The sequence below is a fragment of the Klebsiella sp. Q2 genome, from assembly GCF_009900705.1.
Lineage (GTDB): Bacteria > Pseudomonadota > Gammaproteobacteria > Enterobacterales > Enterobacteriaceae > Klebsiella > Klebsiella quasipneumoniae.
The window spans coordinates 1388787-1401113 of record NZ_JAAABE010000001.1; the positions used below are offsets into that span (position 1 = coordinate 1388787).

15 protein-coding genes are annotated in these 12327 nt (G+C 59.2%); 6 read left to right on the plus strand and 9 right to left on the minus strand.

The annotated features are described in order from the left end of the window. Nucleotides 1-20 precede the first annotated feature (20 nt). Genes xseB through GT756_RS06770 form a run of 4 tightly spaced genes read left to right on the plus strand, consistent with a single transcriptional unit; the run spans nt 21 to nt 4079 of the window. On the plus strand, nt 21-263 hold the full coding sequence (xseB, locus tag GT756_RS06755) for an exodeoxyribonuclease VII small subunit (protein WP_004204824.1): 243 nt from the start codon (nt 21-23) through the stop codon (nt 261-263). Continuing rightward, nucleotides 264-1163 carry a (2E,6E)-farnesyl diphosphate synthase gene (gene ispA, locus GT756_RS06760; protein WP_004204826.1) on the plus strand — a complete coding sequence of 300 codons (900 nt, stop codon included), beginning with the start codon at nt 264-266 and terminating at the stop codon, nt 1161-1163. It begins immediately after the preceding gene. An 18-nt stretch (nt 1164-1181) separates the two neighbouring features. Beyond that, nucleotides 1182-3044, plus strand: coding sequence for a 1-deoxy-D-xylulose-5-phosphate synthase (gene dxs / locus GT756_RS06765; RefSeq protein ID WP_064178003.1), 1863 nt, complete (start codon nt 1182-1184; stop codon nt 3042-3044). A gap of 60 nt (nt 3045-3104) precedes the next feature. Next, nucleotides 3105-4079 (plus strand): aldo/keto reductase, encoded by a 975-nt coding sequence (locus GT756_RS06770; RefSeq protein WP_017898927.1) that lies wholly within the window; start codon nt 3105-3107, stop codon nt 4077-4079. 45 nt (nt 4080-4124) lie between these two features. On the opposite strand, the gene pgpA is transcribed toward GT756_RS06770, so the two are convergent. The 6 genes from pgpA to nrdR form a co-directional block, all read right to left on the minus strand. Further along, nucleotides 4125-4628 carry a phosphatidylglycerophosphatase A gene (gene pgpA / locus GT756_RS06775; RefSeq protein ID WP_004177266.1) on the minus strand — a complete coding sequence of 168 codons (504 nt, stop codon included), beginning with the start codon at nt 4626-4628 and terminating at the stop codon, nt 4125-4127. Beyond that, complete coding sequence (gene thiL, locus GT756_RS06780; RefSeq protein WP_004204831.1) at nt 4621-5592, minus strand: thiamine-phosphate kinase; 972 nt, start codon at nt 5590-5592, stop codon at nt 4621-4623. The genes pgpA and thiL overlap by 8 nt, the downstream gene beginning before the upstream one ends. A 71-nt stretch (nt 5593-5663) precedes the next feature. Further along, nucleotides 5664-6083, minus strand: a complete 420-nt coding sequence (gene nusB, locus GT756_RS06785) for a transcription antitermination factor NusB (protein ID WP_004204833.1) — start codon at nt 6081-6083, stop codon at nt 5664-5666. Nucleotides 6084-6102: 19 nt separating this feature from the next. Then, nucleotides 6103-6573: a 6,7-dimethyl-8-ribityllumazine synthase gene (gene ribE / locus GT756_RS06790; RefSeq protein ID WP_001021161.1), complete on the minus strand. Its 471-nt coding sequence runs from the start codon at nt 6571-6573 to the stop codon at nt 6103-6105. Between the two features lie 87 nt (nt 6574-6660). Further along, entirely contained in the window at nt 6661-7764 is a 1104-nt protein-coding gene (ribD, locus tag GT756_RS06795) for a bifunctional diaminohydroxyphosphoribosylaminopyrimidine deaminase/5-amino-6-(5-phosphoribosylamino)uracil reductase RibD (protein WP_160124625.1), read from the minus strand. A 3-nt stretch (nt 7765-7767) separates the two neighbouring features. Further along, nucleotides 7768-8217: a transcriptional regulator NrdR gene (gene nrdR / locus GT756_RS06800; RefSeq protein WP_002890417.1), complete on the minus strand. Its 450-nt coding sequence runs from the start codon at nt 8215-8217 to the stop codon at nt 7768-7770. Nucleotides 8218-8364: 147 nt separating this feature from the next. On the opposite strand from nrdR, the gene GT756_RS06805 reads away from it, so the two are divergent. Beyond that, nucleotides 8365-8904: a DUF3251 domain-containing protein gene (locus GT756_RS06805; RefSeq protein WP_004204835.1), complete on the plus strand. Its 540-nt coding sequence runs from the start codon at nt 8365-8367 to the stop codon at nt 8902-8904. A 300-nt stretch (nt 8905-9204) separates the two neighbouring features. Further along, nucleotides 9205-10089: a nucleoside-specific channel-forming protein Tsx gene (locus tag GT756_RS06810; protein WP_004204836.1), complete on the plus strand. Its 885-nt coding sequence runs from the start codon at nt 9205-9207 to the stop codon at nt 10087-10089. A gap of 42 nt (nt 10090-10131) precedes the next feature. Here GT756_RS06810 and GT756_RS06815 read toward each other — a convergent pair whose 3' ends face one another. From GT756_RS06815 to secF, 3 genes are all read right to left on the minus strand, one after another. Continuing rightward, nucleotides 10132-10827, minus strand: coding sequence for a YafY family protein (locus GT756_RS06815; protein WP_004204837.1), 696 nt, complete (start codon nt 10825-10827; stop codon nt 10132-10134). 24 nt (nt 10828-10851) lie between these two features. Beyond that, complete coding sequence (locus tag GT756_RS06820; RefSeq protein ID WP_004204838.1) at nt 10852-11217, minus strand: VOC family protein; 366 nt, start codon at nt 11215-11217, stop codon at nt 10852-10854. A gap of 137 nt (nt 11218-11354) precedes the next feature. Continuing rightward, entirely contained in the window at nt 11355-12326 is a 972-nt protein-coding gene (gene secF, locus GT756_RS06825; RefSeq protein WP_004204839.1) for a protein translocase subunit SecF, read from the minus strand. Nucleotide 12327 lies beyond the last annotated feature (1 nt).

Below are 12327 nucleotides of genomic sequence, written 5' to 3' on the forward strand. Positions count from 1 at the left end.
AACAAGAGTCTATATTCACTATGCCAAAGAAAAATGAGGCCCCGGCCAGCTTTGAAACTGCACTGGGCGAACTGGAGCAGATCGTAAACCGTCTGGAAAGCGGCGATTTGCCGTTAGAAGAAGCGCTCAGCGAATTTGAGCGCGGGGTCCAGCTGGCCCGCCAGGGGCAAAGCCAGCTGCAGCAGGCCGAACAGCGCGTGCAGATCCTGCTGGCGGATAGTGAAGATTCCCCGACCACGCCTTTTACGCCGGACGCTGAATAAATGGATTTCCCGCAACAATTGCAGGCCTGTGTGGAACAGGCTAACGAGGCGCTGCGCCGTTTTATCGCGCCGCAGCCCTTTCAGAACACTCCGCTGGTGGAAGCGATGCATTATGGCGCACTCTTAGGCGGTAAACGCCTGCGTCCCTTCCTTGTCTACGCTACCGGCGAGATGTTCGGCGTGAGCCGCACCACGCTGGATGCCCCTGCCGCCGCGGTCGAATGCATTCATGCTTATTCTCTGATGCATGATGATTTGCCGGCGATGGATGATGACGATCTGCGTCGCGGACTGCCGACCTGCCATATTAAATTTGGCGAAGCCAACGCAATTCTTGCGGGAGATGCCCTGCAAACGCTGGCGTTCTCTATACTCAGTGATGCGCCGATGACGGACGTCCCTGACCGGGATCGTCTGGCGATGGTTTCCGAACTGGCGCAGGCCAGCGGCGTGGCGGGCATGTGCGGCGGCCAGGCGCTGGATCTACAGGCGGAAGGACAGCAGGTGAATCTGCAGGCGCTGGAACGTATCCACCGCCACAAAACGGGCGCGCTAATCCGCGCCGCCGTCCGCATGGGGGCGCTGAGCGCCGGCGAGCGCGGGCGTGCCGCCCTGCCCGCGCTGGATCGCTATGCGGAAAATATCGGCCTGGCCTTCCAGGTCCAGGATGACATTCTCGACGTGGTAGGGGATACTGCGACCCTTGGCAAACGTCAGGGTGCCGACCAGCAATTGGGTAAAAGCACCTATCCCGCCCTCCTGGGTCTTGAGCAAGCCCGGAAGAAAGCGCACGACCTGATCGCTGATGCCCGCCGTTCGTTAGATGAACTGGCCGCACAATCTCTGGATACTTCGGCACTGGAAGCGCTCGCGAATTACATTATTCAGCGCGATAAATAAACAATAAATGAGTCTCTGATGAGTTTTGATATTGCCAAATACCCGACCCTGGCGCTGGTAGATTCCACCCAGGAGTTGCGCCTGTTGCCAAAAGAGAGCCTGCCGAAGCTGTGTGATGAGCTGCGGCGCTACCTGTTGGACAGCGTCAGCCGCTCCAGCGGTCACTTTGCCTCTGGCCTCGGCACGGTGGAACTGACCGTGGCGCTGCACTACGTTTATAACACGCCCTTCGATCGCCTGATCTGGGACGTCGGTCACCAGGCCTACCCGCATAAAATTCTGACCGGCCGCCGCGACAAAATCGGCACCATTCGCCAGAAAGGCGGCCTGCACCCCTTCCCGTGGCGCGGTGAAAGCGAGTACGACGTGCTGAGCGTCGGTCACTCCTCCACCTCCATTTCCGCTGGCATCGGGGTGGCTATCGCCGCCGCGAAAGAGGATAAACAGCGGCGCGCGGTGTGCGTGATTGGCGACGGGGCGATTACCGCCGGCATGGCGTTTGAGGCGATGAACCACGCCGGGGATATCAAACCCGACCTGCTGGTGGTGCTGAATGACAATGAAATGTCGATCTCCGAGAACGTCGGGGCGCTGAATAATCATCTGGCGCAGCTGCTCTCCGGTAAGCTCTACTCCACCCTGCGCGAAGGCGGCAAAAAGGTCTTTTCCGGCGTACCGCCGATTAAAGAGCTGCTTAAGCGGACCGAAGAGCATATCAAAGGCATGGTGGTGCCTGGGACGCTGTTTGAAGAGCTGGGCTTTAACTACATCGGCCCGGTGGATGGCCACGATGTGCTCGGTCTGGTCAGCACCCTGAAGAACATGCGCGACCTGAAGGGCCCGCAGTTCCTGCATATTATGACCAAAAAAGGCCGCGGCTATGAGCCCGCCGAGAAAGACCCGATCACTTTCCACGCGGTGCCAAAGTTCGACCATACCAGCGGCGTACTGCCCAAAAGCAGCGGCGGTCTCCCTTCCTATTCGAAAATCTTCGGCGACTGGCTTTGCGAAACGGCGGCCAAAGACAGCAAGCTGATGGCCATCACCCCGGCGATGCGCGAAGGTTCAGGGATGGTGGAATTTTCGAAGAAATTCCCCGATCAGTACTTTGATGTCGCCATCGCCGAGCAGCATGCAGTCACCTTCGCCGCCGGACTGGCGATTGGCGACTACAAACCAGTGGTGGCCATCTACTCCACCTTCCTGCAGCGAGCCTACGATCAGGTGATCCACGATGTGGCTATTCAGAAGCTGCCGGTGCTGTTTGCCATCGACCGCGCCGGGATTGTCGGCGCAGACGGCCAGACGCATCAGGGGGCGTTCGATCTCTCCTTCCTGCGCTGTATTCCGGATATGGTGGTGATGACGCCGAGCGATGAAAATGAATGCCGCCAGATGCTGTACACCGGCTACCACTACAGCCACGGCCCCTGCGCGGTGCGCTATCCGCGCGGCAGCGGCACCGGCGCGACGCTGGAGCCGCTGGCATCGCTGCCGATCGGCAAAGGGGTAGTGAAACGCCAGGGCGAGAAGGTAGCGATCCTCAACTTCGGCACCCTGCTGCCGGAGGCCGCAGCGGTGGCGGACAAACTCAACGCCACCCTGGTGGACATGCGCTTTGTGAAGCCGCTGGATACCGCGCTGATCCTGCAGCTGGCAGGCGAGCACGACGTTCTGGTGACGCTGGAAGAGAACGCCATTATGGGCGGCGCCGGCAGCGGCGTGAATGAAGTGCTGATGGCCCATCGCCGGGCGGTACCGGTGCTCAATATTGGCCTGCCGGACGTCTTTATTCCGCAGGGCACTCAGGAAGAGATCCGCGCCGACCTCGGCCTCGATGCCGCCGGTATTGAAGCCAAAATCCTCGACTGGCTGGCATAATCGCCCCTCCCGCTCCTGCTATGCTTAAGGGATACCCTTGATGAATAGCAGGAGCGCACCATGCACTATATCCCCCTCGGCGATACTGCCTTACGTGTTTCCCGACTCTGCCTCGGCTGCATGACCTTCGGCGAGCCGGACCGCGGCAGACACGCCTGGACGCTTCCGGAAGAGAGCAGTCGCCCGCTCATCCAGCACGCCATTGAAGGCGGCATCAACTTCTTCGATACCGCAAACAGCTACTCCGACGGCAGTAGCGAAGAGATCGTCGGCCGCGCTCTGCGCGACTTTGCCCGCCGCGACGAGGTGGTTGTCGCCACCAAGGTCTATCACCAGGTCGGCGATCTGGCGGAAGGGCTTTCCCGGGCGCAGATCCTGCGCTCTATCGACGACAGCCTGCGCCGTCTCGGTATGGACTATGTCGACCTGTTGCAGATCCACCGCTGGGACTACAGCACCCCGATTGAAGAGACGCTCGAAGCGCTGGACGAGGTGGTGAAAGCCGGCAAAGCGCGCTATATCGGAGCCTCGTCCATGCATGCCCGGCAGTTTGCCCAGGCGCTGGCGCTTCAGCAGCAGAACGGCTGGGCGCGCTTCGTCACCATGCAGGATCACTACAACCTGATTTACCGGGAAGAAGAGAATGAGATGCTGCCCCTGTGCCAGCGTAACGGCGTGGCGGTGATCCCGTGGAGCCCGCTGGCGCGCGGCAGGCTGACCCGCCCATGGGGTGAGACCACCGCCCGGCTGGTCTCGGATGAGTTCGGCAAATCGCTTTACAGCACCAGCGAAGAGAACGACGCGCAGATCGCCGGGAATCTCGCGGACGTGGCGGAAGAGCTCGACGCCAGTCGCGCGCAGGTCGCCCTCGCCTGGCTGTTAAGCAAGCCCGGCGTCGCCGCGCCAATTATCGGTCCGTCGCGTCAGGAACAGCTCGATGACCTGTTGCAGGCGGTGGATTTGACGCTATCTCCGGAACAGATCGACAAACTGGAGGCGCCCTATCAGCCGCATCCGGTGGTGGGATTTAAGTGACGGGCGTGGTTTCCCCGACAGCATGGCGCTGCCGGGGAGAAGCGGTCAAAGCAGACCGATGGGCCAGTGATGGCCAATAACATACAGCACGCCGGCGGAGATCACGCCGGCGACGATATCGTCCACCATGATCCCCATTCCGCCGTGAATATTGCGGTCAAACCAGCGAATCGGCCACGGTTTCCACATATCGAAGATACGGAAAATGACGAAGCCGGCGGCCACCCACTGCCAGTCCAGGGTCGGCAGCGCCATCAGGGTGATCCACATCCCGACGAACTCGTCCCAGACGATGCTGCCGTGGTCATGGGTGCCCATATCTTTGGCCGTGCGATGGCACAGATAGACCCCGATACAGATGCTCATCATCACCACCAGCGAGTAGAGCTGCCAGGGGAGAAAAGTCATCAGATACCAGAACGGGATCGCCGCCAGCGACCCCATCGTGCCCGGCACCACCGGGCTTAAGCCGCTGCCAAAGCCGGTCGCCAGCAGATGCCATGGATTACGCATACTCAGGCGGCTAAGCGCCTCGTCTCGACTACGCAAAGTGATCGTATCCCTTTAAATCAAGCGTGACCGGCTTACCGTCGCGGATAAACTGCAGACCTTCGCTCTCCGGCGCAATCTGTCCGATACAGGTAAAACGCGCGCCAAGATGGCCAAGGGCCACGTCCAGCGCCCCACGGTTCAGTTCCGGTACGGTAAAGCATAGCTCGTAGTCTTCGCCACCGGCGAGCGCCCAGCGCAGCGCCTGCTCAGAATCAACCTGGCGTAGCATCGCGTCAGAGTACGGCATGGCATCAAGCTCGATACGCGCGCCGCAGCCGCTGGCTTTGAGAATATGACCCAGATCGGAGATCAGGCCGTCGGAGAGATCGATCGCCGACGTCGCCAGGTCGCGCAGCGCCTGGCCCTGCAGCACGCGGGGCATCGGACGCAGGTGACGGGCCAGCAAATAGTCGGCGTCAGTCGGCGTATCCACCGTCAGCCGGTTCTGCAACAGCGCCAGGCCGGCGGCGCTGTCCCCCGGGGTACCGGTGACATAGATCCAGTCTCCCGGCTTCGCACCTGAACGTTTCATGGCGCGCCCAGGCGGCACAAAGCCGTGGATACCCAGGGTCATGGCGAGCGGGCCACGGGTGGTGTCGCCGCCAATCAGCTGCATATCGTAGTAGTCAAGCTGGACAAACAGGCTGTCGCTGAAGGCTTCCAGCCAGGCTTCATCCACCTCCGGCAAGGTCAGCGCCAGGGTGAGCCACGCCGGCTCCGCGCCCATCGCTGCGAGGTCGCTCAGGTTCACCGCCAGGGCTTTATAGGCGAGGTCGGCCGGGTCGATATCGGGTAAGAAGTGATTGCCCGCCACCAGAGTGTCGGTGCTGATTGCCAGCGTTTTTTTCTCGGGAATATTCAGGAGAGCGCAGTCGTCGCCGATACCGGTCTCGACATCAAGACGAGCGCTTTTAACGCGATCAAAATAACGGGCAATCAGGGAGAATTCGCCACATGCCATACGTTATGCCTCAGCAAAATAATAAATAAGGCCGGGTTGCGAGACGACCCTCGCAAAACCCGGCCTGCAGTTTACTTCTTGTGGGGACGAATTACCGGAGCCGCTTTGTCCAGCACACCGTTGACGAACTTGTGGCTATCTTCAGCGCCGAAGGTTTTCGCCAGTTCGATAGCTTCATTGATGGCCACTTTATACGGTACGTCATCGCGTTTGGACAGCTCAAACAGCGCGATACGCAGCACCGCTTTTTCCACCTGACCCAGCTCTTCCAGCTGACGGGACAGGTAGGGCTTCATCAGGCCGTCGAGGTACGCGCTGTTAGTCGCCACTCCGGACAGCAGTTCGCGGAAATACAGAACATCAACATCTTTTACGTCCTGTTCCGCCAGGAACTGGTATTCGACATCAGCGATGTCGTTCTGGGACAACTGCCAGGAGTAGAGCGCCTGAACGGCACACTCACGGGCGCGGCGACGAGCAGCAGGTTTCACGGAATTCCCCTTACAAAAATCAGGCCTTGATGGCTTTCAATACGTTAATCATTTCCAGCGCGGTCAGCGCAGCTTCTGCGCCTTTGTTACCGGCTTTGGTGCCAGCGCGCTCAATGGCTTGTTCAATACTTTCAGTGGTCAGAACACCAAAGGCTACCGGGATTTCGCTGTCCTGAGCGACGTGCGCCAGGCCATTGCTGGCACCGCCTGCCACATATTCAAAGTGGGCGGTACCGCCGCGAATCACCGTACCCAGCGCGATCACCGCGTCATATTTACCGGTTTTCGCCAGTGCGCCAGCCGCCAGCGGCAGCTCATACGCGCCTGGAACCCAAACAACGGTGATGTTTTCATCTTTTACCTGACCAATGCGTTTCAGGGCGTCAATCGCACCTTCCAGCAGGCTGTCATTGATAAAGTTGTTGAAACGCGCAATGGTGATGGCGACGCGAGCGTCCGGGGTAGCAACGTTAGCTTCAATAATGTTCATACTCTTCCTTCGGGTTCATGTGCCCCGCAAGGGGGGCGGATTTTATCATATTATTCTGAGCGCTGCTTCCTAATAATCAGCAAAGCCTCACGCAGTGGTTAAATGCAGGCAGACATCCGGGCCAACCTGACGTATCTCATTGAATTTAAAATGGGGCGCCTGGCTCAGTTCTTCAAGCCCCGGCAGCGCGCATAATCCACGCGCCGCATTGCCTAACAGTTTAGGCGCAATATAGACGATAAGCTCGTCGACCAGCCCCGCCTGCAGCAGCCCCCCGGCGAGCGTGGCCCCCGCCTCCACCCAGACGCTGTTGATCTGCTGTTTGCCAAGCAGCATCATCAGCAGCACCAGATCGAGATGGCCGTTATGTTCCGGAACCAGCAGCGTGCGCACGCTGTCCGGCCACTGGCGCTCATCGGCGCCCAGGCGGGCAAACAGCGTTTCCCCCGCCTGCTGCACAATACGATGCTCAGGCGTGACGCGGTTCTGACTGTCGATCACGACGCGCAGCGGCTGGCGCAAATTCTCTTCGGGATACAGCGCCTGGGTATCGGCGCTCAGCTCCTGCCAGCGCACGGTCAGCGCAGGATCGTCCGCCAGCACGGTGGCGCTGCTGGTCAGGATGGCATGGCTCTGTGCTCGCAGACGCTGCACGTCGCGTCGCGCCTGCGGGGAGGTGATCCACTGGCTTTCGCCGCTGGCCATCGCCGTGCGGCCGTCCAGCGAAGCGCCCAGCTTGAGCTGCACCCAGGGAAAACCGGTGCGCATCCGCTTCAGGAAGCCCTTGTTCAGCGCTTCCGCCTCGTTCATCATCAGCCCGTGGCTGACTTCAATACCGGCCTGCTGCAGACGGTACAAGCCGCGCCCCGCCACCTGCGGGTTCGGATCCTGCATCGCGGCGACCACGCGGCTGATGCCGGCGGCAATCAGCGCATCGCAGCACGGCGGCGTACGGCCGTGGTGGCTGCAGGGCTCAAGGGTGACATAGGCGGTGGCGCCTCGCGCCTGTTCCCCCGCCATCCGCAGGGCGTGCACTTCGGCGTGCGGCTCGCCGGCGCGATAGTGGAACCCTTCGCCGACGATCTCGCCGTCTTTTACAATGACACAGCCAACGTTAGGGTTAGGATGGGTGGTAAAGCGACCGCGGGCGGCGAGCTTAAGCGCACGCGCCATGTACATTTCGTCCTGCATGGCTTAGTCCTGTAAGCGGGCGATCTCTTCGCCGAATTCTTTGATATCTTCGAAGCTGCGATAGACCGACGCGAAGCGAATATAGGCGACTTTATCCAGTTTTTTCAGCTGTTCCATCACCAGATTGCCGATCATTTTGCTGGCCACTTCGCGCTCGCCGGTGCCGCGCAGATGGGTTTTGATATGGTTGACCGCCATTTCGACGTCATCGGCGCTGACCGGACGTTTCTCCAGCGCTTTCAGCATCCCACTGCGCAGCTTGTCTTCGTTGAAGGGTTCACGCACATCGTTACTCTTCACCACCCGGGGCATCACCAGCTCCGCCACTTCGAAGGTGGTAAAGCGCTCATTACAGACCAGACACTGCCGACGGCGACGCACGGAAGAGCCTTCCCCCACCAGACGAGAGTCAATCACTTTGGTATCCACGGCGAAACAGAAAGGGCAATGCATAGCGCGTCCTGACAGGTAGTTAAACTGAAGGGTAGTTTACCGCGAAGTGACCTGACTACAAAGAAAGAGCTTTTGAGACAAAGGATCTATGGGAGAGACAGGCGGTTTGGCTACCATTAAGCATCCTCTGCAAACGGAATCCTGACCATGACAAGACGTTACCTGAAACTCGCCATCGCGGGCAGCCTGTTTACCCTTACCGCCTGCGCCCAGCAAAGCGAAATCCGCCAGATGCACCAGAGCGTGAGCACCCTGAGCCAGGAGATGACCCAGCTCAATCAGCAAACGATCAAAATTACCCAGCAAAACGCGCTGAACGCGAAATCTACCCGCGGCGTCTATTTGCTGCCGGAGGCGAAAACCCCGGCGCGGCTGGAGAGCCAGATCGGCACCCTGCGCATGTCGGTGGCGAGCATTACGCCGGATGGCGACGGGTCACGCCTGACGTTGCGTATTCAGGGCGAATCCAACGATCCGCTGCCGGCCTTTACCGCCACCGTCGCCTCCGGACAGATCACCGGCACTACCCACAGCTACCAGGAAGTAAATGTTCAGGATCAGTTGATCAGCGCCCCGGCCAGCATCCTCGCACCCAGCGATGTCAACATCCCGCTGCGCCTGAACGTGACGCCGGACAAAGTCGGTTTTATTCGCGTCCACGATATCCAGCCCGCCGCCGCACAGTAAGCCTTTGCGCCGGGCTTTCCCCTGCCCGGCGACATCCTGCCCCGTCATTCTTCTCCACTTACAACTTTTCACAAGAGTTCATTAGAAATCGTTCTGCATCGCGATTTTCAGTAGCATTTTGTCAAGAAATGCATAGAATCGTGAACGCAATCGATTACGCATGTTCTGGTTATGTGAAACAACACGTATTTTTGTGAGCAATGATTCCTATAATAGACCCCCACAGAAAGACGAAATATTTAGAAACGCTTCGGCACTTCTTTTAACGCCTTCAGGCTCAATTTAAACAGTGGCATTACTATGAAAAAAACATTACTGGCAGCGGGTGCGGTTGTGGCGCTCTCCACTTCTTTTACCGCGGGCGCGGCAGAAAACGACAAACCGCAGTATCTGTCTGACTGGTGGCACCAGAGTGTTAACGTGGTAGGGAGCTACCACACCCGTTTCGGACCGCAGATCCGTAACGATACCTATCTGGAATACGAAGCGTTCGCCAAAAAAGACTGGTTTGATTTTTACGGCTATATCGATGCTCCGGTGTTCTTCGGCGGCAATAGCACGGCAAAAGGTATCTGGAACAACGGTTCTCCGCTGTTTATGGAGATCGAACCGCGCTTCTCTATCGACAAGCTGACCAACACCGATCTGAGCTTCGGGCCGTTCAAAGAGTGGTATTTCGCGAACAACTATATCTACGATATGGGCCGCAATGATTCCCAGGAGCAGAGCACCTGGTATATGGGTCTGGGTACCGATATCGACACCGGCCTGCCGATGAGCCTGTCGTTGAACGTCTACGCCAAATACCAGTGGCAGAACTACGGCGCGTCCAATGAGAACGAGTGGGACGGCTACCGCTTCAAAGTGAAATACTTTGTGCCGCTGACCGACCTGTGGGGCGGTTCGCTGAGCTACATCGGCTTCACCAACTTCGACTGGGGTTCTGACCTCGGCGATGACAACTTCTACGATCTGAACGGGAAGCACGCGCGCACCAGCAACTCCATCGCCTCCAGCCACATCCTGGCGCTGAACTACGCGCACTGGCACTACTCGGTAGTGGCCCGTTACTTCCATAACGGCGGCCAGTGGGCTGACGATGCCAAGCTGAACTTCGGCGATGGCGATTTCAGCGTCCGCTCAACCGGCTGGGGTGGTTACTTCGTGGTTGGTTACAACTTCTAATTGCTGAAACGGCAAGACAACGCCCGGGCCATCCGGGCGTTTTTATTTCTCCCACACGTCGCACCGAACCTTGCGCAGAAAATCATTTAACGAGCGGTCGGCGCACTCGCTGAATCGACGCTCGGTCGCCCTGACCGCCAGACAGCGGTCGAGGCGAAAGTTGCGATAATCATTGCGCAGCTCACACCAGGCTACCAGCAGCCAGCGCTCCCCCCAGAAAAACAGCCCCAGCGGCAGCACGTCGCGCTCGGTCACCCGACCGGACTCATCCTGATAGCGCAACGCCAGCACCTGCTGGCCGGAGACCGCCTGATGAATGATGTCAAAGAAGGTTTTGGCATAGCGATGGGCGCCGAGATCGGGGGCAAACAGGCGGGTCTGCTCCGCCTGGCGCCGGCGCGCCTCCGGCAGGATCGCCAGCATCTTCTCCTGAGCGGATTCCAGCGATTGCGACAGCGCCTCGCCGCCCCAGGTTTTCAGCAGCCGGATCGCGGCGATCAGCGCTTCGGATTCTTTGGTGGTCAGCATTAGCGGCGGCAGATCGTAGCCCGCCAGCAGCCGGTAGCCGCTACCCGCCTCCCCCTCCACCGGCACGCCGGAGAGGGAGAGATCGCGAATATCGCGATACACGGTGCGCTCCGACACGCCCAGCCGCTCCGCCAGCAGCGAGGCGGTGGTGAGCCGCCTGCCGCGCAGGATCTGCACAATCTGAAATAAACGGTCGGCGCGTCGGGTCATGTTTCAATTCACAAAAAGTTCAGGTTAAGCCGGTTGGTGCAGGCCGACGCGGTTGCCCTCGCTGTCAGTAAACAGCGCGATGGTGCCAATATTATTCGGCAGCGTCAGCGGCCCGAAAACACACGCCCCACCCGCCGAGGCGACGCGGTCGAGTGTGGCGGCAAGATGGTCTGTATGCAGGTAAATAATAGCGCCCTGCGCTGAAGGCGCGATACCCTCAAATTTGGCCAGCGCGCCGCCGGGGGCCGGGTCCTGATGCGGGAACACCGCCAGCTCGGCGCAGTCCATGGTTTCGCGACGCAGCGTCACCTGCATCACCGGCTCATAAAACGCGACGGCGCGATCCATATCGGCGACCGGAATTTCAAACCAGTTAATCACGTTATTCATACTTCCTCCTGCTCGTTATTGAGTTCAAAAGGAGTGTATGGGAGGGCTCCTGACAGCATACTGTCAGCAGGTTTTGTCGCGGGCAAAAAAAATCCCGGCCGCCTGGGCCGGGATTGCTTTATTTCAACTGAACCGTATTACGGCAGAATTGACGGCTGGTCCGCCCCTTCTTTTTCCACCTTCTGCTGCAGCAGATGCTCGCGCTTCATGCCCAGCTTCAACGCCAGCGCGGAGGCGACGTAGATAGAAGAAGCCGTACCGATGGAAACACCGATCAGCATGGTCAGCGAGAAGCCTTCCAGAATCGGGCCGCCGAACAGGAACAGCATCAGGATCACCATCAGGGTGGTCCCGGAGGTGATCAAGGTACGGTGCAGCGTCTGGGTCAACGACACGTTGAAGATCTCGTACGGCGTACCGCGGCGGATCTTACGGAAGTTTTCACGGATACGGTCCGATACCACGATACTGTCGTTCAGCGAGTAGCCGATAACCGACATCAACGAGGCCACAATGGTCAGGTCGATTTCGATATGGAACAGCGACAGCACGCCCATGGTGATCACCACGTCGTGCGCCAGGGCGATAACCACCCCCGCCGCCAGACGCCATTCGAAGCGGAAGCCGACGTAGATCAGGATACAGACCAGCGCGGCAATCAGCGCCAGGGCGCCAGTTTGCGCAAGGTCCGCGCCGACGCTCGGGCCGACAAACTCAATGCGCTTCACCGCTGCGTTCTGGCTGGTCGATTCGTTAATCACCGTCACGACCTTACTGCCCAGCTCCTGGCTGCCGTTGGCGTCATGCACCGGCGGCATACGTACCATGATGTCGCGGCTGCTGCCAAAGTTCTGCACCTGCGGCTCTTCAAAGCCCGCTTTTTGCAGGGAATCGCGCATCTGGTCGAGATCGACCGGCTTCTCAAGGGTAATTTCGATCACCGTACCGCCGGTGAAATCGAGACCCCAGTTAAAGCCGCGGACGCCGATGATGGCGATCGACACAATCAGCAGAAAACCTGAAATGCCGAAGGCCCAGTAGTCCCAGCGCATAAAGTCCCAGACTTTACGGCCGTGGTTCAATTGTTCAACAGTATATTCCTGTGCCACA